At 58.7% G+C, this 22,826-nt stretch carries 20 protein-coding genes; 8 read left to right on the top strand and 12 right to left on the bottom strand.

The genetic code is table 11. The features are described 5' to 3' along the window. Nucleotides 1–238 precede the first annotated feature (238 nt). Complete coding sequence (locus FQB27_RS13745) at nt 239–1,747, top strand: leucyl aminopeptidase (protein WP_169561631.1); 1,509 nt, start codon at nt 239–241, stop codon at nt 1,745–1,747. Nucleotides 1,748–1,755: 8 nt separating this feature from the next. Further along, on the top strand, nt 1,756–2,205 hold the full coding sequence (locus tag FQB27_RS13740; protein WP_169561630.1) for a DNA polymerase III subunit chi: 450 nt from the start codon (nt 1,756–1,758) through the stop codon (nt 2,203–2,205). A gap of 75 nt (nt 2,206–2,280) precedes the next feature. On the opposite strand, the gene FQB27_RS13735 is transcribed toward FQB27_RS13740, so the two are convergent. From FQB27_RS13735 to FQB27_RS13725, 3 genes are all read right to left on the bottom strand, one after another. Further along, entirely contained in the window at nt 2,281–2,586 is a 306-nt protein-coding gene (locus tag FQB27_RS13735; protein ID WP_169561629.1) for an AzlD family protein, read from the bottom strand. Then, the gene (locus tag FQB27_RS13730) at nt 2,576–3,286 is read right to left on the bottom strand and encodes an AzlC family ABC transporter permease (RefSeq protein ID WP_206374671.1); all 711 of its coding nucleotides are present in this window, start codon (nt 3,284–3,286) and stop codon (nt 2,576–2,578) included. The genes FQB27_RS13735 and FQB27_RS13730 overlap by 11 nt, the downstream gene beginning before the upstream one ends. Nucleotides 3,287–3,425: 139 nt before the next feature. Further along, on the bottom strand, nt 3,426–5,360 hold the full coding sequence (locus tag FQB27_RS13725) for an ABC-F family ATP-binding cassette domain-containing protein (RefSeq protein ID WP_169561627.1): 1,935 nt from the start codon (nt 5,358–5,360) through the stop codon (nt 3,426–3,428). 162 nt (nt 5,361–5,522) lie between these two features. On the opposite strand from FQB27_RS13725, the gene ndk reads away from it, so the two are divergent. Then, nucleotides 5,523–5,945 (top strand): nucleoside-diphosphate kinase, encoded by a 423-nt coding sequence (gene ndk / locus FQB27_RS13720; RefSeq protein ID WP_169561626.1) that lies wholly within the window; start codon nt 5,523–5,525, stop codon nt 5,943–5,945. A 104-nt stretch (nt 5,946–6,049) separates the two neighbouring features. Here ndk and FQB27_RS13715 read toward each other — a convergent pair whose 3' ends face one another. From FQB27_RS13715 to FQB27_RS13695, 5 genes are all read right to left on the bottom strand, one after another. Continuing rightward, entirely contained in the window at nt 6,050–6,478 is a 429-nt protein-coding gene (locus tag FQB27_RS13715; RefSeq protein ID WP_169561625.1) for a bactofilin family protein, read from the bottom strand. A 24-nt stretch (nt 6,479–6,502) separates the two neighbouring features. Next, nucleotides 6,503–7,960, bottom strand: a complete 1,458-nt coding sequence (locus FQB27_RS13710) for a M23 family metallopeptidase (protein WP_169561624.1) — start codon at nt 7,958–7,960, stop codon at nt 6,503–6,505. 121 nt (nt 7,961–8,081) lie between these two features. Further along, nucleotides 8,082–8,888, bottom strand: coding sequence for a ferritin-like domain-containing protein (locus FQB27_RS13705; RefSeq protein ID WP_169561623.1), 807 nt, complete (start codon nt 8,886–8,888; stop codon nt 8,082–8,084). Between the two features lie 3 nt (nt 8,889–8,891). Then, nucleotides 8,892–9,353, bottom strand: coding sequence for a thioredoxin-dependent thiol peroxidase (bcp, locus tag FQB27_RS13700; RefSeq protein WP_169561622.1), 462 nt, complete (start codon nt 9,351–9,353; stop codon nt 8,892–8,894). 74 nt (nt 9,354–9,427) lie between these two features. Further along, a complete protein-coding gene (locus tag FQB27_RS13695; RefSeq protein ID WP_169561621.1) occupies nt 9,428–12,415 on the bottom strand; it encodes a bifunctional [glutamine synthetase] adenylyltransferase/[glutamine synthetase]-adenylyl-L-tyrosine phosphorylase in 2,988 nt (995 codons plus the stop codon). A 96-nt stretch (nt 12,416–12,511) separates the two neighbouring features. Here FQB27_RS13695 and FQB27_RS13690 point away from each other — a divergent pair, with 96 nt between their 5' ends. Continuing rightward, on the top strand, nt 12,512–15,727 hold the full coding sequence (locus FQB27_RS13690) for a YhdP family protein (RefSeq protein WP_169561620.1): 3,216 nt from the start codon (nt 12,512–12,514) through the stop codon (nt 15,725–15,727). 43 nt (nt 15,728–15,770) lie between these two features. On the opposite strand, the gene tyrS is transcribed toward FQB27_RS13690, so the two are convergent. Beyond that, nucleotides 15,771–17,024, bottom strand: a complete 1,254-nt coding sequence (gene tyrS / locus FQB27_RS13685) for a tyrosine--tRNA ligase (RefSeq protein ID WP_169561619.1) — start codon at nt 17,022–17,024, stop codon at nt 15,771–15,773. Between the two features lie 96 nt (nt 17,025–17,120). On the opposite strand from tyrS, the gene FQB27_RS13680 reads away from it, so the two are divergent. Continuing rightward, nucleotides 17,121–18,245, top strand: coding sequence for an anhydro-N-acetylmuramic acid kinase (locus FQB27_RS13680; protein ID WP_206374669.1), 1,125 nt, complete (start codon nt 17,121–17,123; stop codon nt 18,243–18,245). Here the strand turns inward: FQB27_RS13680 and FQB27_RS13675 are convergent. The 3 genes from FQB27_RS13675 to FQB27_RS13665 all read right to left on the bottom strand — a co-directional run bounded on the left by FQB27_RS13675 (nt 18,235) and on the right by FQB27_RS13665 (nt 20,272). Continuing rightward, nucleotides 18,235–18,471 (bottom strand): hypothetical protein, encoded by a 237-nt coding sequence (locus FQB27_RS13675; RefSeq protein ID WP_169561618.1) that lies wholly within the window; start codon nt 18,469–18,471, stop codon nt 18,235–18,237. The two genes, FQB27_RS13680 and FQB27_RS13675, sit on opposite strands and share 11 nt — an antisense overlap. A 122-nt stretch (nt 18,472–18,593) precedes the next feature. Next, complete coding sequence (locus FQB27_RS13670; RefSeq protein ID WP_169561617.1) at nt 18,594–19,448, bottom strand: SDR family NAD(P)-dependent oxidoreductase; 855 nt, start codon at nt 19,446–19,448, stop codon at nt 18,594–18,596. Nucleotides 19,449–19,618: 170 nt separating this feature from the next. Further along, entirely contained in the window at nt 19,619–20,272 is a 654-nt protein-coding gene (locus FQB27_RS13665) for an alpha/beta hydrolase (RefSeq protein ID WP_169561616.1), read from the bottom strand. 179 nt (nt 20,273–20,451) lie between these two features. Here FQB27_RS13665 and epsC point away from each other — a divergent pair, with 179 nt between their 5' ends. The 3 genes from epsC (at nt 20,452) to FQB27_RS13650 (ending at nt 22,825) form a co-directional block, all read left to right on the top strand. After that, nucleotides 20,452–21,252 carry a serine O-acetyltransferase EpsC gene (gene epsC, locus FQB27_RS13660; protein ID WP_284347897.1) on the top strand — a complete coding sequence of 267 codons (801 nt, stop codon included), beginning with the start codon at nt 20,452–20,454 and terminating at the stop codon, nt 21,250–21,252. 80 nt (nt 21,253–21,332) lie between these two features. Further along, nucleotides 21,333–22,454, top strand: a complete 1,122-nt coding sequence (locus tag FQB27_RS13655) for a cysteine desulfurase family protein (protein WP_169561614.1) — start codon at nt 21,333–21,335, stop codon at nt 22,452–22,454. Between the two features lie 41 nt (nt 22,455–22,495). Next, entirely contained in the window at nt 22,496–22,825 is a 330-nt protein-coding gene (locus FQB27_RS13650; RefSeq protein ID WP_169561613.1) for a ferredoxin family 2Fe-2S iron-sulfur cluster binding protein, read from the top strand. Nucleotide 22,826: the final 1 nt, after the last annotated feature.

Here is a 22,826-nt window from a genome sequence, read left to right as displayed (position 1 = left end):
AACGAATGATTTTCGAAGTGCTATAAAGAAGCGAGAAATCCCGGTCAATTGTTAACCTGAACAATGGCCATGAAGGCGCCGTCGCGGGGCGCCGGACCCGGGCCGGGGCTTCAGGTCGGCGCCGCTTTGCGCGGGATGGGTGTGCGTTGGCGGTTGACTTGGGGCGGGGGTCGGGACTAAGTCTAGTAACCAAGTAAAAGGAAATGATAAATCCAACCCACTTTCACAGGTGCTTCAGATGAAATTCGCGTTCTCCGAAATCTCCATTCCCAAGCGTGGCTCTCTTGCGGTTCCGGTTCTGGCCGATACTGTCTTTCCGGCAATCACCGACGAGGTGGACAGCGCCACGGGCGGCGTCCTCAAGCGGGCGATCGAAAACAGCCGCTTCAAGGGAAAGGCCGGGGAGGTTCTGGAAATTCTGGCGCCGAACGGGCTGGAAGTTTCCCGCGTTGTCCTGTTCGGTCTTGGCGATGTCAAGGAGATCACCCAGACCAGCATCGAGGATCTTGGCGGAACGCTGGTGGGCAAGCTGAACAGCGCCGGTGCCCGCAGCGTAACGGTTATTCTGGACGGGTTGGAGGCTTCCGGCCTGAAGGAAAGCGACCTTGCCGCACGGGTGGCCTTCGGGGCCATGCTGGGCAACTACCGGTTCACCAAGTACAAGACCGAGGATGAGGATAACGGCGCGCCGACCCTGACCCGCATGACCGTGGCCTGCAAAAACTCCGCCGGGGCCCGCAAGGTCTTCGCCGATTTTGAAGCGGTTGCCGAAGGGGTCTTCATGACCCGTGATCTGGTCAGCGAGCCGGCCAATACCCTGTATCCGGAAAGTTTCGCCGAACGCTGCCGGGAACTGACCAGCCTTGGTGTCGAGGTTGAGGTTCTGGGCGAAGAGGAAATGGAAAAGCTGGGCATGGGGGCCTTGCTGGGTGTCGGGCAGGGGTCCGAGCGGCCCAGCCAGATGGTCGTCATGCAGTGGAATGGCGCCACCGGCAAGAAAACCGCCAGCAAGCCGATTGCCTTCGTTGGCAAGGGGGTCTGTTTTGATACGGGCGGTATTTCCCTGAAGCCGGGACCCGGCATGGAAGAAATGAAATGGGACATGGGCGGTGCCGGTACGGTCACGGGCCTGATGAAAGCCCTTGCCGGTCGCAAGGCCAAGGTCAATGTGGTCGGTGTGATCGGTCTGGTTGAAAACATGCCGGACGGCAAGGCGCAGCGTCCGGGCGATATTGTCACCTCCATGTCCGGGCAGACCATTGAAATCCTCAATACGGATGCGGAAGGGCGTCTGGTACTGGCCGATGCGCTCTGGTACACGCAGGATCGCTTCAACCCGGAAGTCATGATCGACCTTGCGACCCTGACCGGGGCCATCATTATTTCTCTCGGTCATGAAAATGCGGGCCTGTTCTCCAACAACGACGATCTGGCCAACCAGCTTTTCGAGGCGGGCAAGGTTGTGAAGGAAGGCGTGTGGCGCTTCCCGCTGTCCAAGGAATACGCCAAGATGGTCAAATCCCCCATTGCCGATCTTCAGAATATCGGCACGGGCGGACGTGGGGCCGGGTCCATTGTGGCCGCGGAATTCCTGAAGAAGTTTGTCAATGATGTTCCGTGGGCCCATCTGGATATTGCCGGTATGGCATGGTCCAAGACCGCAACTCCGACAACACCGAAGGGCGGAACCGGCTATGGCGTCCGTCTTCTGGATCAGTATGTCCGGGATGTGTGGGAAGGCAAGTAACCCCTCCGATGACAGAAGTCAGCTTTTATCATTTGCAAGCTGAACCTTTGGAACGTGCGCTGCCCCGTTTGCTCGACAAGGTGAACGAGCGGGGCTTGCGGACGTTTGTCAGGCTCAGGACCGAAGGGTTGCTCACCCTGCTGGATGAGCAACTCTGGACCTGGTCCGGGCCGTCCTTTTTGCCGCATGGCCCCAATGGGGACGAACAGGCGGCCCATTATCCGGTCACACTGGGGCTGGAGGGGGAGAAGCCCGCCAACAATCCCACCGTGCTGGTCCTGCTGGAGGATGCCGCGGCGGCGGATGTGGCCGATTTCGATCGCTGCCTTTATATGTTTGATGGCAATGACGACGCCCTGCTTCAGGCGGCGCGCGCCCGCTGGAAAAGTTTCAAGGACGAAGGCGTTCAGGTGACTTATTGGCAGCAGGGGCCAGAAGGCTGGCAGAAAAGGGCCTGACGGGCGCCCGTTGCGATCCCGCCTGCTTTTTCGGTCCTGCCCGCTTTACCCGGTACCGTTTTTTATCCCGGAAAATCAGTCGATAAACAGCGACCAAAGGGCCGCTGCAGCCATGCCTGCGCCCATGGCGGCGATGGATTTGCGGGTCAGCAGCATGACAGCCCCGGCAATGGCAACGGCAGTTGCCTCGCGGGGGCCTCCCTGAAAGAGGGCCGTTGCCACAATGGCCGCCAGCACCGAACTGGACAGGGCCTCAAGGAAATGTTCCACCCGTTTCGAGACCGCAACGCGGGCCATGATCAGGGGCCCAAGCGCGCGGGTCAGCAGGGTCACGGCAGCCATCAGCAAAATGGCCAGATAGGCGGACAGGCTATCGGGCATGGCGGATAACTCCTGTAATGCCCCCGGCAAGGGCGGCGGCGATGATGTTCCATCCGGTGGGCAGCACGTCCAGCGTGGCAATGGCCACAATACAAGACACAATGATGGGAAAGATGGAAGATCCGGACCGAAGGTCGCCGATCAGGAAGGCCGCGAAAAAGGAAACCATGACCACATCAATGCCATAGGTCTGGGGATTGCCGATCAGGCTGCCGGAGAAAATCCCCGCGGTGGTGCCCGCCATCCACATGATCCAGATAATGATCCCCCCGCCCAGCAGGCGGCCCACATCCAGCCCGCCGCGTTTCAGGAACGCATAAGAATCGGCGAAATTGGCATCGGTCAGCAGCAGGATCGCCAGAACCCGTTTATGGACGGGCAGGGCGTTGATCCACGGCGACAGGGCGGCACCCAGAATGATCATGCGGGCGTTGACGGCAAGAACCACAAGCGCAATGGACAGATAGGGCAGGGGCACCTGCCACAGGTCAAGGGCGGCGAACTGGGCCGCCCCGGCAAAGACCGTACCGCTTGTCAGCAAGGCTTGCAGCGGGGGCAGGCCGGTTTCGGTGGCGGCCGCGCCAAAGGCAATACCGACCGGTGTCAGGAAAATCGCGAACGGGAACAGCGTACGGGCCCCCTTCAGGACACCTTCTGCGGTAAAGGACGCCGTGTTGAGGCCGGGGGAGGAACTTGACATAGGGATCATTCGGTTGGCAGCGGCCTGACCGGATACGCGGCCCGATCAGGGGAAAGAAGGTTCAGCCTCCCCGAAGGGAGACCGGAGTATGCCTACCGTATAGCGGAGGCCTGTGAAAAATGCCAGAGGCAAGAGGCGGTCAGGACGCGACGCGCCCCTCTTTCTCAAGCGCTTCCAGTTCCTCAAGGGCGGCCATCCATGTCTCTTCCGCGTCTTCCAGATCGGCCTTGATCTTGCCCAGCTTCAGCGCCAGTTGCGACTGGAATTCCGTACCCTTGTCATAGGTTTCGGGCGCGGCGAGTTCCTCTTCCAGCTTGGCTTTTTTCTCTTCCAGCTTGGACACCGCGTTTTCAAGCGCCTTGACCGCCTTGCGTTTGGGGGCAAGGGCGGCACGGGCGGCGGCGCGGGCCTGCCGGGCTTCCTTGCCGCTCAGCTTGTTCTGGCTTTCGGCAGCAGCCTCGTTTGAGTCTTCTGCTGCCGGGTCGGGCCGTTTCCCGGATGAGGCCGCACGCGCCGCCTCAAGGACATACTTCTTGTAATCCTGCATGTCGCCGTCATAGGCCTTGACGCCGCCGCCTGCCACAAGCCACAGGGTGTCGGCAACAAGGCTGACCAGATGCGGATCATGGCTGATCAGCAACACGGCGCCCTCGAACATGTTCAAACCCTCGATCAGGGCCTCGCGGGCCTCCACATCCAGATGGTTGGTCGGTTCGTCAAGGATCAGAAGGTGGGGTTTTTCGACCGACAGCAGGCAGAAATTCAGGCGGGCCTTTTCGCCGCCGGAAAGCTGCTGAACCGCCACATCGGACTTGTCCTTGGAAAAGCCGAACTGCCCAAGGCGGGAGCGGACCTGTGGTTCCGTGGCGTGGGGCAGCTTTGCCGCCAGATGCTGATAGGCGCTTTCCGTCGGGATCATGTCGTCCAGCTGGTGCTGGGCGAAGAAGCCGATTTTCAGCTTGCCCGATTTATGCAGGGTCCCAAGCTGGTTCCCAAGCCGACCGGCGATCAGTTTTGCAAAGGTGGATTTACCGTTGCCGTTGGACCCCAGCAGCGCGATCCGGTCATCCATGTCGATGCGCAGGTTCAGGTGCTTCAGGATATGCTTCCCTTCCTCATACCCGACAGCGCATTCCTCCATGGAAATGATGGGCGAGGACAGCGGTTCCGGGGACAGGAAGTTGAACTCGACCGAATATTCCTCGACGACCGAGGCGACCGGCTTCATTTTTTCCAGCATCTTGATACGGCTTTGCGCCTGACGGGCCTTGGAGGCCTTGGCGCGGAAACGGTCCACGAAGGATTGCAGGTGCTTGCGTTTCGCATCCTGTTTCTTCTGTGTCATGGCCGCCAGCATCAGCTTTTCAGCCCGGGTCTTCTCGAAGAAGTCGTAGTTGCCCGTATATTTGACCAGTTTCTTCTGATCCAGATGGACAATGGTGTTGACCACATTGTTCAGAAGGTCCCGGTCATGGCTGACGATGATCAGGGTGCGCTGGTAATTGCGCAGGAAACTTTCCAGCCACAGGGTCGCTTCAAGGTCCAGATAGTTGCTGGGTTCGTCCAGCAGCAGCAGGTCCGGTTCCGCAAACAGGGTTCCCGCAAGGGCCACACGGGTCCGCCACCCCCCGGAGAAGGAGGAGCAGGGCCGTTGCTGGGCCTCATGATCGAAGCCGAGACCGGCAAGAATGCGGGCGGCGCGGCTTTCCGCTGAATGGGCGTCGATATCGGCAAGGCGGATATGGATATGGGCAATCCGCTCCGGGTCCTCGCAGGTTTCCGCTTCCTCCAGCAGGGAGGCGCGTTCCAGATCGGCGGCCAATACCGTCTCGATCAGGCTTTCCGGGCCGCCGGGGGCTTCCTGTGGCAGGACGCCAAGGCGCGCGCCGTTGCGAAGCTGCAGGCTGCCGCTGTCATGGTGGATTTCCCCGGTGATCAGTTTCAGCAGGGTTGATTTGCCCGTTCCGTTCCGCCCCACAAGGCCGACCTTGTGGCCCATTGGAATGTGAACAGAGGCGTCATCCAGAAGGGTGCGGCCGGCAATACGGTATGTAAGGTCATTGATCTGAAGCATGTGGAACGTATAGGGCCAGTCTTTGCGTCGGTCCAGACTCTATTTCAAATCTGTGAAAAATGGGGGTTTGCGTCGTAAAATGCCGTAAATCGGTTGCAGGGACGCCAATGTGCGTTTATAAGGCGCCAATATCTTTTTTCCCACATAAACAGAGTGAAGAGAATGGCAATCGAACGTACGTTTTCAATCATCAAGCCAGATGCAACCCGTCGTAACCTGACTGGCAAGGTCAATGCCATGCTGGAAGACGCCGGCCTTCGCATCGTCGCCCAGAAGCGCATTCGCATGACTCGCGAAAATGCGGAAACATTCTACGCTGTTCACAAGGAACGTCCGTTCTTCGGCGAACTGGTTGAATTCATGACTTCCGGTCCGGTTGTTGTTCAGGTTCTGGAAGGTGAAAACGCGATTGCCAAAAACCGTGAGGTTATGGGCGCAACAAACCCGGAAGAAGCTGCTGAAGGCACCATCCGCAAAACTTTCGCGGAAAACATCGAAGCCAACTCTGTTCACGGTTCCGACAGTGCAGAAAACGCAGCGATCGAAATCGCCTACTTCTTCGCAGGTTCCGAACTGGTCGGCTAATCCGAACGGTTGCGGAAACGCAGAAACGAACAAGGCCCGGTTTTCCGGGCCTTTTTTGTGGCCTTTTCCGGTTGGAAAGGCGGCTGATTAAAAAGCGCTTGGGGTCAGTCGGCGCGGGCGGTTTCTGCGGGCGCGCCGTCAAACAGGGCGACCGGGTCGGTCAGGTCGCGGGGGTTTTCGCTGTGGGTGCAGTGACCGTCGATGCGGGCACCGGGGTCGATCTGCAGGGTGGCGTTGGTTACATTGCCCTTGACGCTGGCAGTGGCGGCGATGACCACATCCACGCCGCGGATATTGCCGTCAACCTTGCCCCGGACCACAATTTCACCGGCATTGATATCACCGGTGACATGGGCACTTTCCCCAAGCCCTAGTTTTTCCGCCCGCACATTGCCGACGACCACGCCTTCAATCTGGATTTCCCTGTCGGATACAAGATCGCCGGTGACAACCATGCCCTTGGCAATGATCGACGGCATACCGGTTGCCGATGACGCACCGTTTGTCTTTTTGGAACTGTTTCTTGAAAACATGGTCAGGCTTCCTTGTTGTGGGGATCAGTCGTCAGCGGGTTTCGGGACAGGCTTGAACGCATAGTTCCCCGCCTTGAAGAAATTGGCCGGGTCCTGATGTTTGCCGTTATACATGATTTCGTAATGAACATGGCGTCCCGTGCTGCGCCCGGTCGATCCCATCAGGCCGATTTTTGTGCGGAAGTCGATGATATCGCCTTTCTTCACATAGGTCTTTTTCAGGTGGCCATAGCGGGTGACGAAGCCTTGTCCATGGTCGATCTCAACCATGACCCCATAGGCGGGCTTGTATCCGGCCACCTTGACCTGACCGGGGGCTGTGGAATAGACGGCCGTGTTTTTCGGTCCGGCAATATCGATCCCGGCATGGAAGGATTTCTTCTTCTTGATGGGGTCGCGCCGGGTGCCAAAGCTGGACGAGACATAGCCCACATCGGTCGGCCGGGCGAGGGGGATGTTGTTCATGAGGGAGTTGAGGGTGGTCCACTTGGCCAGCATCAATTCCATCTTGGCTGCATCCTCGTAATAGTCCTGTTCCGCCTTCAGCAGGTCATCGGGCATCCGGAAGGCGAGATACGGACCGCCGCGGCCTTCATGCAGGTCGGGGGCGAAAATGGTATCCGGGTTGAGGCCGGTCAGGGTGATCGTTTCCTTCAGGGAGACAATGCTTTGTTCCGCCTGTTCGTGAACCCGGGTGATCAGCTCGCGGTTTTCCGTGGCGATTGAGGCCAAGCGGCTTTTCAGGTCCGTGATTTCCGCCTGCAGGGCTTTTTCCCGGTTTTTCTGCTCCCGGCTTTCAAGATGAAACGCGCTGAGTTGCTGTTTGGCCTGTTGCAGATCGTTATAGATCTGGTCTTTCGAGGTCTGGAAAAGCTGCAATTCCCGTTTCAGGGACCCCAGCTTCTTCTGGGACAGGATCTGGTCCTTGGCGATCTGGTCCCGTTCGGCGGCGGTATGATAGAGTTCCTTGTTGATCTTGGTGATCTGCAGGGACAAATCCTCGCTTCGGGTATTGGTATGCTTGAGCTTCGCACTCAGCATGGAAATGCGTTTTTCCAGTTCCCGCGCATACTGGTCGCGGCTGTCTAGGGCGGTTTCCGTTGACTTGAGATCGGTCGTGGCTTCCTGCAGGGTATGCTCAAGCGCCTTGCGTTCCGTGAGGATGTCTTCAAGCCGGGCATATTGCTGTTCCAGTTCCCCTTGCGTGCGGGCGAGGGAGACTTTCTCCTGCATCAGTTTCAGCGAGACCGTGCGGACCTTGTCCTGCATCTGGGCCAATGTATTTTCCTGAAGGGCCAGTTCGCTTTTCTGGAGACTATTCTGAACCCCCAGAAATCCCACAAGGCCAAGCACCACGGACGCACCAACCGCCATGCCGACCTGATGTCGGGCGGTCAGGGTAAAGGATTTGAGCTGACTGTTGGAACTGACAATGATTTGCCGGTCGGAAAATACTTTTTCCAGGCATTTTTGTAGTTTCATGAGTCTCCCCGTACGGCTCTGTTTCTTCGTTTTCAAGGCCAAAGCTGGACCTTTATTAACCTAATTTTAACATAAACTGCAACTCTGCAAGACCGGGCGGCCCCCGGCGGGGCTGTCTGCGTCAGGAGGCGTTTTGCGGCGCAGAGAGGGGGACATAATAGTCGGGCGGGAAATCTGCGGCGCTGCGTGCTTCTTCGTTAAATGGCGGTTTCAATAGGCCCCGGAAGTTTTCGCGTACCATTTTCTGCCAATAGGCCTTCGGTTCCCGGCCTTGTTTTTGGCAAATGAATTTGAACCAACGGTTGCCTGTGGCCACATGGCCGATTTCTTCCGAAAGAATGACTTTCAAGACACTCACGCTGGCCGTGTCCCCCAAATTGCCGAATCGCTCGATCATGGCCGGGGTTACATCCAGTCCGCGTGCTTCCAGCACCATGGGCACCACCGCCAGTCGGGCGGCGATGTTGTCACGGGTGGAATGGGCGGCTTCCCACAGGCCGTTATGGGCCGGGAAATCGCCATATTCATATCCCAGTTCCGCAACCCGGTCGCGCAGCAGCAGGAAATGCTTGCCTTCCTCGTCGCCGACCTGAACCCAGTCGTCATAAAAGGCGCGGGGGAAACCCTCGTCGGTAAAGCGGGCGACCATGTCCCATGCCAGATCAATAGCGTTCAGTTCAATATGTTGAACCGCATGAAGCAGGGCGGCACGGGCCTTGTCCGAGGTGCCCCGCCGCCGGGGCATCTCCGTGGGCGGCAGCAATTCGGGCTTTTCCGGACGCGCCGGATGGTCCGGCGGACAGACCTGTCCGATCTCCATATGCGGAGCGGCGCGCCACAGCGCCGCCGCCTCCCGGCTCAGCCGTGCCTTTTCCGCGGCGTCCGCCGTGGTCAGGATGGTCAGGGCAAGATCGGACAGGGTCGTCATGGATCAGAGGGCCCGGGCCGCGTCCAGAACGGCGGCCACATGGTCTTTCACCTTGACCTTGCGCCAGATGTTGCGGATCGTTCCGGTCTCGTCCACAAGGAATGTGGCCCGTTCGATCCCCATATATTTACGCCCATACATGTTTTTCTCGACCCAGACGCCGAAATTCTCGCACACATCCTCATTGACGTCGGCGGCAAGAATGACGGACAGGTCATGCTTGGCCCGGAACTTGGCGTGTTTTTCGATGGTGTCGCGGGACACTCCGATGACCTTGACGCCAAGGGCATCAAAATCGGCGGCCTGTTCGGAAAAGCCGATGGCCTCCTTGGTGCAGCCGGGGGTGTCGTCCTTCGGATAGAAGTAGATCACGTATTTCTGGCCGGCCAAAGACGCGGCGGTGATGTCACCAACCGTATCGGTCGGCATGGTAAAGGCAGGTACTTTCTGTCCTTCTTCAAGCATGGTGCATCCTCTTCTGATTGTGGGTTCCCCCTTCATTAAGAAGGATGGGGGAACATTACAAGGGGAATATACGATCAGTCCGGCAAATCGGTTTGCGGCTTCGGGACAAGCTGTGAAAAGACCCGGTCCACCAAGGCCTGTACCTCTTGCAGGCGGATGGTCAGGGCCTCGAAATTCTCAACCTCCCCGGCCTCTGCCAGGACCTCCTTGAAGGCGTCCGGGGCCGTATCCGCAATTACGCCCTTACTTAAAGACAGTCTCGTAAGGCCCTGCAAATTAATATAAAATCGCATGGATTGGTAAAGTTGGTCCAGACTGTCAGCAGGGACAATGCCCGCCGCCTTCATGGCCATGAGGCTGGCATGGGTATTGGTGTCCAGAATTTCCGGATGGTCCTTGCCGTGGATCAGTTTCAGATACTGGACGATGAAATCCAGATCCATGATGCCGCCCCGGTGATGCTTGATGGCCCAGAAGGATTTGTCGGCATGTTGCTTCTGCAGGCGGTCCCGCATGTCATAAAGATTGGCGGCAATCGTCTCGCCGTCCCGGGGCAGGGTCAGGATATGACGGATCATCCGTTCCGCTTCCTGTTGCAGGGACAGATCCCCGGCCACCGGTCGCGCCCGGGTCAGGGCCATATGCTCCCACGTCCAGGCTTCCTCCTCGTAGTATTTCTGGAAGGCGTCGGGGGTCATGGCGATGGGGCCGGCCTTGCCGTGGGGGCGCAGGCGCATGTCCACTTCATACAGATACCCTTCGCCGGTCAGCGCGCTGAGGGCGTTAATCACCCGTTGGCTGAGGCGGGTGTAATAGAGGCCCGCCGGAATGGGTTTCGGCCCATCGGACATCATGTCCTGTTCAGGGGTGCGGAACAGAAAGATCAGGTCCATGTCCGATCCGGGGGTCATTTCCCGGCTGCCCAGCTTGCCCGCGCCCAGAATGGCAAACTCGCCGCCGGGAACGGTGCCGTGCTTTTCCCCAAGGTCCGCCACCACGGCGGGCAGGATACGGGACAGGGTCACCTCGGCCAGCATGGTCAGGGCCGGGCCTGCGGCTACGGTTCCGCCAAGACCGGTTCCGTGGTCGATATTATGCAGGATTTGCACGCCGATGCGGAACTTGATGTCATTGACCCAGCGGCGCGAGATTTCCAGAACATCCTGAAAATCGCGGGCGGTGCCCAGCATCAGGTCCAGATCGGCCACCAGTTCGTCCCGGTCCCGCAGCGGCCCCATGAAATCCGGTGACAGCACCCCATCCAGAAGGCGCGGGTTGTTGGCCAGCCGGTTGGCCAGTCCGGGGGCCATCCCCATGATTTTTGCCAGCAGTTTCAGCAGGCTGGGATGGGCCGTGAACAGCGAGAAAAGCTGAATCCCCGCAGGCAGTTTTTTAAGAAACGCATCAAAGCGCATGAATGCGGCATCTGGGTCGGCCGTATCGCCTAACCGTTCCAGCAGGGTCGGCATCAGCGCCGTCAGCAGTTGTTGCGCCCGTTCCGTGCGGGTGGCGCGGTATCGGCCATGGTGCCACTGGCGGACAATCTGCGAGATATTGTCCACATTCGTATAGCCCAGATTTTCAAGGGATTTCAGGGTTTCCGGGTCGTTCTCGGCCCCGGTGAACACCAGCCGTCCGGCCTTGCGGTCCGGTTCCTCCTCGAAGGCGAACAGGGCATCATAATGGGCCTGCACCGTTTCCAGCGTCAGTTTTAGTTCCAGCCGGAAGGCTTCCGGGTCCGCATGACCCATGAAAACGCCGAGCTGGGCAAAATCCTCGGCGGCTTCCGGCAGAAGCTGGGTCTGGTTGTCGTGGATCATCTGCAGGCGATGCTCAAGGGTCCGCAGATACTCATAGGCCTTGACCAGATCATCCCGCACCTCCGGCTTGACCTTTTGGGCCTCCACCAGATCGGACAGGGTTTGCAGGGTGGATGGATTTCGGAGGGTGGGATTGCGCCCCCCCTCGATCAATTGCTGGGTCTGGCAGAAAAACTCGATCTCGCGAATGCCGCCGCGCCCGATCTTGATATTGTGGCCTTCCAGCGAAATCTTGCCGAACCCTTTATGGGCGTGGATTTGCGACTTGATGGACTGGATGTCGGCAATGGCGGCGAAATCAAGGAATTTCCGCCACACGAAAGGCCGCAGGAATTCCTTGAATTCGAGACCGGCCTCGATATCCCCGGCAATGGGGCGGGCCTTGATCATGGCGGCCCGTTCCCAGTTCTGGCCCTGACTTTCATAATAGGCGCGGGCGGCCCCAAGGGGCAGGGCGATGGGGGTGGCGCCGGGGTCGGGACGAAGCCGCAGGTCGGTACGGAACACATAGCCGTTGGCGGTTCTCTCCTGCATGATCTTGACCAGATCGCGGGTCAGGCGGATGAAGCAGTCATCCATGAACTTGCGGCCGGTATAGGTGACTTTCCGGGAATCAAACAGGACGATCAGGTCGATATCGCTGGAATAGTTCAGCTCATACGCCCCCAGCTTGCCCATGCCAAGGATAATCAGCCCGCTATCGCGGGTTGGATCGTCTGGGTGGGGCAGGACGATATCCCCTTTCCGGTGGGCTTGCAGCAGCAGATGGGCGGCCGAGATATCCACCGCCTTCGCGGCAAAATCGGACAGGGTTCGGGTGATGGTGCCAAGGGGCCAGATGCCGGTAATATCGGCAACCGCCGTAATCAGGGCGATGCGCTGCTTGGCAATCCTGAGCAGGCGCATGATCTGGGCCGTATCACTGTCCGGTGTTATGGCCGCGTCCAGTTCGGCATAGATAAAGGCAAGGGCCGCATCGGTGCCGGTTTCGGCAAGGGTCTTGAAAAAGGCCGGATCGCTGAGCAGGCAGTGGCTGAGATAGGGGCTGTTGCCAAATAGCGCATCCAGCAGGCGCCGACCTTTTGGATGGGCCGGAAAGGCTTCCGCAAATTTGCCATATTCGGGGTTAACTAGAAGGGTGTCGGACCAGTTTTCATTCCCGATACGAAGCCAGTCGGCATTTCCGGCTTTCGGAAATCGGCTAACTTCGTTTAATAAAGGAAAAAATTCACTGTCTGACATGTTCATGGGTCCTAAAATCGGGCATAGTGGTTCCATCGTTCGATCTTATGGAACCAATTCATAATGCAAACCTTTTGGTAAAGTGAATAACACGTTTTGGTAAAAGCAACTTCAAAATTACTGCTGCGTATCGTCCTCAGCGTTGTGGTTCTCGTTTGCCTTGCCGTGCTGGCACTTGTGGCGGCCCTGAGCCAGGGGCCGTTGTCGGTCACTTTTGCCGGACCCTATCTGCAACAGGTGCTGGCCAGCCAGTATCCTGAATACCAACTGGATTTTGATGAATTATACCTGACGTGGGACAATCGCGACAAGAACCTGGATCTGGCCCTGCGGTCGGTGGACTTGGCGCGAGAGGGCAGCAATATCGCCTCGATCCCCAATGTGACGGTGACCTTCAGCGGCGAGGCCCTGATCGGCGGCATGATTGCCCCGTCGGCGGTGGAGTTCCGGGGCCTGCGGTTGCGTCTGTCCCGGCAGGAGGATGGCACGGTCAGTCTGGGATATGCCGGACATGATACAGAAGCGGATGCGGCACCCGAGACCGAAAGCGAGGCCGACGGCGACAACAGCACGGTTGAAGTTATCCGCCAGATTGTGTCCGAACTGGGCCGCCGGGAAGACCGGTCGGAACTGACCTCCTATCTGGAGCGGCTGGAGATTTACCAGTCCCGGCTGTATCTGGAGGATGAGCTTTCCAAGCGGTTTTTGCGGGTGACATCGGCCAATGTGGTGATCTGGCGGTCCGAGGATGGGCTGGCCGGTCATGTGCAGGGGGATGCCCATTTCGGGGATCAGGCGGTGAGTCTGGTCGCCAACGCGGCCTTCGATGCCGAGAGCCGGAAAACCGTGGTAAATACGCGGGTGGAGGATTTTCCGTTGCCGATCCTTGGCAAGGAAGCGCCGGACCTTGCCATGATGCAGGGGGTGGACCTGCTGGCATCGGGAGAAATCAACCTGTCCCTTGATACCGCCTTCCAGCCCGAACAGGTCAGCTTTGATTTGTATACGGGCGAGGGGAGTGTGGGCCTGCCCGATCTTTATAAAAAGCCGTTGCAGTTAAACCGGGTGGCCCTGAAAGGGCACAGCCTTGCCCCGTTTGACAGCGTGAATTTCAACATTGTCGATATCGACAGCGCCGGCCCCGACATCAAGATGAGCGGGTCAATCGCCCTGAAGGAAGAAGGGGTGGGGCTGGATATCGAGGGCAGTTTCCCGGAACTTGAGGTCAATACCCTTGGCGATTACTGGCCCTATTCTGCGGCGGTGGATGCCTATAACTGGGTGACGACAAAAATTCGTGATGGCAAGGCCACCAATGTAACCTTCCGGGTTTCCCTGCCGCCCGGTGCCATCGAAAGCGGCGAAATCCCCGACCAGTCTATTCGGCTGGCCTTCGATATCGAGGGGGCCACGGCCGATTATTTCGCACCGCTTCCCCCGGTCACCAACATTACGGGCAAGGCCATTCTGGATGAAAAGCAGATCCACATCTTTGATATGGTCGGCACGCTGCAGGATATGAGCCTTCCCTTTGGCGATGTTCTGATTACCGACTTCGACAAACACGACCAGATTGCCAATATCAACATCAAGGTGACCGGTGACAGCCGCAGCATCTTTGGCTTTCTGGACAGAAAACCGCTGGAACTGTCAGCGGAATATGGTGTCTCGGCAGAGCAGATGCAGGGCACCGGGGAAGTGGAGGCCCGCTTCGTCTTTCCGTTGCTGCATGATCTGGACATGACCAACGTCGTGTTTGATGCCAAGGGCAATTTTACGGACGCCTTCATTCCCGCTGTTTTCGAGGGTGTCGATCTGTCGGAAGGGGCGCTTTCCGTGCATGTAAACCCGGACCTTCTGGAGGTGGCGGGGATTGCGCGGCTGAACGGGTCGGAATCCGGGGTCAAGTTCCAGACATGGTTCCGGGGCAAGGAAAAAGGCCACAAACGGTACGAAGTTCAATCCGCGCTGGATGATGAGGGGCGGCAGGCGCTGGACGTGGCGTTTGACTATGTGCAAGGCAAAACCCCCATTTCGCTGGATGTGGATGTGCTGCCCGATGGGTCGGCAGAAGGCCTTTTCACGGTCAGCCTGAATAACGCGGTGCTGGACATTCCCGCCCTGAAACTTGAAAAGCCGGAAGGCGAGCCCGCCTCGTTCGGGGCGCGTTTTTCCACCCGCCCGGACGGGGGAACCACCCTTTCGGACATGCGTCTGGACGCCACCGGGATCGAGGTGACGGGCCGGGCCACGCTGGACAAGGGGGGGCTGCTGTCGTTCCTGTCCGACAAGGTGATTTATGGCCGCAACCGTTTCCAGCTTGAGGTGAGCCGTCTTGCCGCCAACGATTACAAGGTAACGGCATCGGGGGCGCAGTTTGACCTGCTGCCCTATCTGGCGCGGGAGGTCGAGGCGGAGGGGGCGGCAGAACCAGCGGCAGAACCCGCCCCTGAAAAGGAGGCCCCGATCGGGCCGGATCTCCGGTTCTCCCTTGCGTTTGATCGGGTTTTGATGGACGAGGGGGTGACGCTGTCGGGCGTGGTGGGGCTGGTTAATCTGGAACAGGACCGGATTGTATCGGCCAATATTCTGGGCAAGTTTTCCGAAACCGACATGGTGAAGTTTGTGGTCCGCAGTGACACCGGACCGCGCCGGGCCGAATTTACCACCAATCAGGCAGGGTTGCTGCTGAAGGGGCTGGATATCTATGACAATATCCGCGAGGGAACCTTGCGGATTTCCGCCACCATGAATGACGCGGGACCAGAGGTTGAGGCCAAGGGTGTTGTGGACATGCGGAATATCCGCGTGGTCAATGCCCCTTTCCTTGGCAAGTTGCTGACCTTGGGCTCGCTTGGCGGCATTGTTGATTTGCTGCGCAACGAGGGCATGACCTTTGCCAAGGTCGAAGGACCGTTCACCTATAAGGATGGCGTGATTTCCACCAAGGACTTCCGGGCGGTCGGGTCCATCGGCCTGACCTTTTCGGGGGATGTGAACCAGAATACAGGCACCATGGATGCGTTTGGAACGGTGATCCCGTCCTATACCCTGAATTCCATTCTGGGGAATATCCCGTTGCTGGGCAACCTGCTGGTGGGCCGCAAGGGCGAAGGAATATTTGGCTTTTCCTATAAGGCCGAGGGGGATGTTTCCGATCCGGATATTTCCGTCAATCCGGTGTCTGCGCTGGCGCCGGGGATTTTGCGCCGCATGTTCTTTGAACCGTGGGAGGGATCGGAAAACGGTTCGGATGAACCGCTGGGACCGGCATTTCCGGGGGAAGAAGAAAAACGGGAAGGAAAACCCTGAGGCTTCCTTCCCGCGTATCAGGTCATGATGTAACGCCTGTCGGTCAGGCCGGCAGGATCAGGTGATGCCGCTTCTTGCCTGCGGACAGCTTGATCCGGCCAGATGTATTCACATCGGCTGAAGTCAGGACAAGTCCTTCATCACTGATCTTTTCATCATTCAGGCGGGCACCGCCACCCTTGATCAGCTTTCTGGCCTCGGAACTGGACGCGGACAGGCCAACCCGGTTGAACAGGGCAAAGGCCGGAATGCCTTCATCCAGTTCCGCCTTCGGGATTTCCGTTGTCGGCAGGTCCTCGGACAGTTCCCCAAGTTCAAACGTCTTGCGTGCGGTTTCCGCTGCCGCTTCCGCCGCTTCGCGGCTGTGGGCAAGGGCGGTACATTCGTTGGCGAGGACCTTCTTGGCCTCGTTCAACTCTGCGCCTTCCAGTTTTTCAAGACGGGCGATCTCGTCCAGCGGCAATTCGGTGAACAGGCGCAGGAATTTCCCAACGTCCGCATCCTCGGTATTGCGCCAGAACTGCCAGTACTCGTACGGGGACAGCATGTCTTCGTTCAGCCACACCGCACCGGACAGGGTCTTGCCCATCTTGGTGCCGGATGCGGTGGTCAGAAGCGGGGTTGTCAGGCCATACAGCTCAAAGCTGTTGGTCCGGCGACCAAGCTCGGTACCGTTGACAATGTTGCCCCACTGGTCGGAGCCGCCGATCTGCAGGGTCACACCGTATTTTTTGCGCAGCTCCACAAAGTCGTAGGCCTGCAGGATCATGTAGTTGAACTCCAGGAAGCTCATGGACTGTTCCCGCTCAAGGCGCAGCTTCACACTGTCAAAGGTGAGCATGCGGTTGATCGAGAAATGACGGCCGTATTCGCGCAGGAACGGGATATATTCCAGTTTGCTGAGCCAGTCGTCATTATTCACCATGATCGCATCGGTCGGGCCATCGCCAAAGGTGATGAATTTCTCAAACACCTTCTTGATGCCATCCATGTTGTCCTGGATGATCTCGTCCGTGATCACGGGGCGGCTTTCATCCCGTCCTGTGGGGTCTCCCACCTTGGTTGTCCCGCCGCCCATCAGCACGATGGGCTTGTGGCCAGCCTGTTGCAGGCGGCGCAGGATCATGATCTGCATGAGACTACCAACGTGAAGACTGCGGGCCGTACAGTCAAAGCCAATATACGCTGTGACCGGTCCATCATACAGAGACTTGTCCAATGCTTCGATGTCGGTGCATTGGTGGAAGTATCCCCTGTCCAGGAACATTTGCATAAAGTCAGAGCGTAGATTAGTCATTTTTACTACTTTTGCTGATTACGTTGAAAGAGCCGTTCCTGTACCATACTTTCCCATGGGATTGGAAGTACCGGATTAAAACGAAGGAGCAGGGATGTGAAGAAGGACACAGTAGGCGCCAAGGCAGAGTGGGCCATCGGCATGATGAGCGGGACCTCAATGGATGGGGTGGATGCCGCGTTGCTGAAAACGGACGGGACCGAGGTGCAGGAATTTGGCCCGGCCCTGTCCATTCCTTATGATCCCGGCTTTCGCGAACAGTTCCGGGCCTGCCTCGGGCAGCGTTCTGCCCCGGCGGAACTGGTGGCGGAGTTTACCCGCCAGCATGCGGCCCTTGCGTTGGACCTGCTGGACAAAAGCGGGTTGGACCGGTCTGAGGTGCGGGCCGTCGGCTTTCACGGTCAGACCCTGTATCACGAACCGGAGAACGGCATCACCGTGCAGGTGGGGGACGGGCAGTTGCTGGCCGACCTGACCGGTATTGATGTGGTCGCGGATTTTCGGACGGCGGATGTGCAGGCCGGCGGCGAGGGCGCACCGCTTGCGCCGCTTTATCACCGGGCGCTGGCCTCCGGGTTGGATCAGCCGGTTGCGGTTCTCAATCTGGGCGGCGTGGCCAATGTCACATGGCTGGACGGCGAGGATATCATTGCCTTCGATACCGGCCCGGCCAGTGCCATGATTGATGACTGGGTGATGCGCCATACGGGGCAGGGATATGATGCCGGGGGGGCGCTGGCCCGATCCGGCACGGTTGATGCCGCGGCGCTGGAACAGTTGCTGGACAATCCCTATTTTGATCGGAAACCGCCGAAAAGTCTGGACCGCGATGATTTTTCCGCCGCGCCCGTGGCGCATCTGTCCCCGGCGGACGGGGCGGCAACCCTGACGGCCTTTACGATCCAGTCCATTGCCCGGGCAGGCGAGCATCTGTCCCGGCCGCCACGGCGCTGGCTGGTGACCGGCGGCGGGCGCCATAACAACTGGATCATGGAACGGCTGTCGCAGGAACTGGGCGTTCCGGTGGAACCGGTGGAAGCCGTCAATTGGCGCGGCGATGAACTGGAGGCAGAGGCCTTCGCCTTTCTGGCGGTGCGCAGCCTGAACGGGCAACCGCTTAGCCTGCCGCAAACAACCGGCGTCCGCGCCCCCATGCAGGGCGGTGTCCTGTTCCGCCCGCAAGCGGGACAAGCGGGCGAGCAAGAACAGCTTACGGCATAAGCGAGACGATCAGCGCGGCAACCGCCGCCGCAATCAGCAGCGCCAGAAACAGCGAGCCGCCGCCAAATTTCCGGTCGCGGACGAACAGGCGCTGATAGGCATCATCGCCCGCCTCGTTCAGGGCGTTCAGCTGGGCTTCCTGCCGTTCCAGTATCTCGTCATACTGGCGGCGGCCCCGGATCAGGGGGGGCTGCTGTGGGCGGTTCGTGTGGTTTGTGCGGTTCATGCGGTTTATGCGGTTCCTGTCATGGCGCGGCTCTTCCTTTCAAGGATAGGGGCGGACGGGGCAGGGGCAAGGCCGTTTGCCCGGATGGGCCTGCCAGTGGCCCGCTGCCCGTCCCTGATTTTTCAGGCGGGGCGGGGCTCGGCCGGTTTTTTGCGCCCCTGTTTCCATAAAACCTTCATCAGCAATCGTTTGTAGCCTTGCGGCATCAACCGCTGCAGCAGGGAAATGATCACCGCATCCCGGCCCACCAGAATGCGTTCCTTGCCGTTCTCGATGCCGCGAACGATGATGGCCGCCGCATCTGCCGCCGATGTTTCCGCCATCTGGTCGAAACTTCTGGCCATCTGTTCCTTGTTTCGAACACCTGCCATGGGGGCGTCAATGGTCGATTTCCGAATGATGTTGGTACGCACGCCGCCGGGGTGAACCGATGTGACCGTGACCCCGTGGGGGGACATTTCAATGGCAAGGCTTTCGCTGAAGCCCTTGACCGCATGTTTGGCCGCGCAATAGCCCGCTTGCCCCGGATAGCCGATCAGGCCAAACAGGCTGGAGATATTGACCAGATGCCCCTTGGTGGCGATCAGTTGCGGCAGAAAGGCCTTTGACATACGTACCACGCCCCAGAAATCCACCTCCATGACATGTTCCAGCGAGGATAGCTCCACATCCGCAAACGGGCCGACACGGGTCAGGCCCGCATTGTTGATGACAAGATCGGCGGGGCCGAATTCAGCCTGGATCAACTCCGCATAGCGCCGGGTGGCCTCCGTGTCGGATACATCCAGCCTGTCGGTGCGAAACCGGGGCGCGCCCAGATGGGTTAGCTGGGCGGCGGTGTCCTGCAATTCCGTTTCGTTGATATCGGACAGGGCCAGTTCCGCGCCCCGTGCGGCCAGTGTCAGGGCCAGTTGCTGACCAATGCCCGAGGCGGCCCCCGTCAGAATGACCCGCTTCCCCGTCAGGTTCTTCTTCATTCCCGTATCCCTTTTGGTTGTTTTGTTTGTTTATTTTTTTCTCATAATAGGCATTGCTGCGGGGGGAAGTCCAGCGGAAGCGGCGCATAAAAAAAGCCCGCGACGGGAAGGTCGCGGGCCGGGGCCGAAGCATCGTTCGGCGGCATTTTATGGGCGAATTGGGCGGCGGATTATTTCTCCGCGTCGCCCTGCAAACGCATGTTCAGATAATCGTCAACGGATTCCATCAGGTTGGGGATGGTGTTCTCGAAGAAGTGATCGGCGTTTTCCACTTCGCTGTGGTGAATGGTGATGCCTTTCTGGGCCTGCAGTTTCTCGACCAGCTTGCGCACATCCTTGGTCGGGACCTGACGGTCCTTGTCGCCGTGGATGATGACACCGGAAGACGGGCAGGGCGCCAGGAACGAAAAGTCATACATGTTGGCGGGCGGTGCCACGGAAATGAAGCCTTCGATTTCGGGGCGGCGCATCAGAAGCTGCATGGCAATCCACGCGCCAAAGGAAAAGCCGGCAACCCAAACGGCAGGTGAATTTTCGTTATGGGTCTGCATCCAGTCCAGTGCCGCTGCGGCATCGGACAGTTCACCCACACCCTGATCATAGTCGCCCTGACTGCGTCCCACACCCCGGAAGTTGAACCGCAGAACCGAAAAGCCCCGGTTCTTGAAGGTGGTGAACATGTGATAGACCACCTTGTTGTTCATGGTGCCACCAAATTGCGGATGGGGATGCAAGATCAGCGCAAGGGGGGCATTGGGTTCACTTGAATGGTGATACTTACCTTCAAGCCGGCCTTCCGGACCGTTAAAAATAATGTCAGGCATCTATTCTCTAGTTCCTATCTTTCCCTCGCCTCTATCAGAAGCCGGGCTACTCAATCTGTGACGAGGGTCAACAATTAGCGACATATTATACACCAACAGGTGAGGGGCAGTTGACCAGATTCTCATCACAGTTATATCTGGTTTTACCGGGCGCGTTGTAACCACTCGTATTTTCCGCTATAAGTGCGGCACAATACAGAAGGAAAGGGCATATGTTCAAGCATATTAGCGAAGATCTTGCCGGAGTGATGGAAAGAGACCCGGCAGCACGCTCGAAAATCGAGGTCGCGCTCCTCTATTCCGGGTTTCATGCTGTCCTGTTGCATCGTGTTGCACATGGATTGTGGCGACGAAACTGGCGCCTGACTGCCCGCCTGATTTCACAGTTCAGCCGGTTTGTAACCGGTATCGAAATTCATCCCGGCGCGGTGATTGGCCGCAAGCTGTTTATTGACCACGGCATGGGCGTGGTGATCGGGGAAACCGCCGAAATCGGCGATAATGTAACCCTGTATCATGACGTGACCCTTGGCGGTGTGGCGCCGTCGGTGGATTCGGATTCCCAACGCAACGTCAAGCGCCACCCGACCTTGTGTGACAACGTGATTGTCGGCTCCGGGGCGCAGGTTCTGGGCCCGATCACGGTGGGTCGCTGTGGCCGCGTCGGCGCCAACTCGGTTGTGGTGAAGGATGTCCCCGAAGGGGTGACCGTTGTGGGCAGCCCGGCGCGGGCGGCCAATGGTGCGCTTCGAACCCGGACGGACGAGAGATTCGCCGCCTATGGTATCGGCAGTGACGAATTGCCCGATCCGGTCTTCAAGGTCATGGACGGCCTTCTGGACAAGGTTCAGTCCCTGTCCATGCGGGTTGAGGAACTTGAAAAAGAGGCTGAGGAGCGGCATGGTTCGCACCTGTTGATCTCGACCGAGGAAATCGAGCTGGAAGAGACCACGGTCAAGACCCACAAGCAGGATCGTTAGGCCCGTCCTTTCGTTCCCCCCGTAAACCCTTATGCGATAATGTCTTGCCGGACGCGACGGCAAGACATATTTTTTTGTCTATGACGAGCAGTATCTATCTGGATTACAACGCAACGGCCCCTGTCCGGCCCCAGGTTGTCGACCTGGTCGCCGAGGTGATGAAGGAGGGGGGGAACCCGTCTTCGGTTCATGCTTCCGGGCGCAAGGCCAAGGGGCGTGTTGAAGACGCCCGTGCGGAAATCGCCGCGCTTGCAGGATGCAAGCCGCAGGAAATCATCTTCACATCCGGCGGAACGGAAGCCAACAATCTGGCCCTGAACGGCATGGGTGAACGTTTGCTTCTGGTCAGTGCCGCCGAACATGATTCTGTTCTGGCCGCCGGGCCGGAAGGGTGGGTGGTCCGTCTTCCTGTGGATGAAAAGGGTTTGCTGTCCCTGTCGGCGCTGGAGGCGGCGCTGGAACAGGGGGGCGGGCCATGTCTTGTGTCCGTCATGCTGGCCAATAACGAAACCGGCGTGATCCAGCCCATCTTTGAGATTGCCGAACTGGTCCATGCCAAAGGCGGATTGCTGCATACGGATGCCATTCAGGCGCTGGGCAAGATCCCGGTGGATTTCAGGGCGCTGGGGGCGGATATGATGTCCCTGTCGGCGCATAAAATCGGCGGCCCGCAAGGGCAGGGCGCCCTGATCGTGCGCGAGGGGCTTCCCCTGCAATCCATCCAGAAAGGCGGCGGGCAGGAATTGGGCCGTCGCGGCGGCACCGAAAATGTGGCGGGGATCGCCGGTTTCGGGCTGGCCGCCCGGCTGGCAGGCGAGGGGTTGGCCGATTATGCCGCCCTTGCGACCTTGCGCGATCACATGGAGGACGCCATCCGGGCCTTGTGCCCCGAGGCGCGGATTTATGGGCAGGAAACGGCGCGCCTTCCCAATACCTCCGCCCTTTCCATGCCGGGGGTGGGCGCGGAACTTCAGGTGATGAATTTCGACCTGTCCGGTATTGCGGTCAGCGCCGGGTCTGCCTGTTCCAGTGGCAAGGTGAAGGCCAGCCATGTGCTGACGGCCATGGGGGCCAGCGACAAGGAGGCCAGCGAGGCCATCCGGGTCAGCCTTGGTTGGATGACGACACAATCGGATATGGACAAATTTGTACAAGTCTGGGACAAGTTGTACCGGCGAAAGTCGCCGAAATTTGCCGCTTGATCAATTCTCTTCAATAACGCAGTTCAGGAGTAAAGACAGTCATGCCGAAAATGACCTTCATTAAACCGGGCGGTGAAAAGCTTGAAGTGGATGCACCGCTTGGCATGACCATTCTGGAGATCGCCCAGCAGAACGGGCTTGATCTGGAAGGAGCCTGTGAAGGCAGTCTTGCCTGCTCCACCTGCCATATCATTGTCGATGACGATGATTTCGACCGGTTGCCGGAGGCCAGCGACGATGAAGAGGATATGCTGGACCTTGCCTTTGGCCTGACCCCCACCTCAAGGCTGGGATGCCAGATCCTCATGTCCGAGGAACTGGACGGCCTGATTGTAACCCTTCCCTCATCCTTTAATAACCAGATGTTCTGAT

This window comes from Sneathiella chinensis, from assembly GCF_012720115.1.
In the GTDB taxonomy this organism is placed as follows: Bacteria; Pseudomonadota; Alphaproteobacteria; order Sneathiellales; family Sneathiellaceae; genus Sneathiella; species Sneathiella chinensis.
The sequence above is the reverse complement of the archived record's forward strand: the minus strand, read 5'-3'. Positions and strand labels throughout refer to the sequence as shown.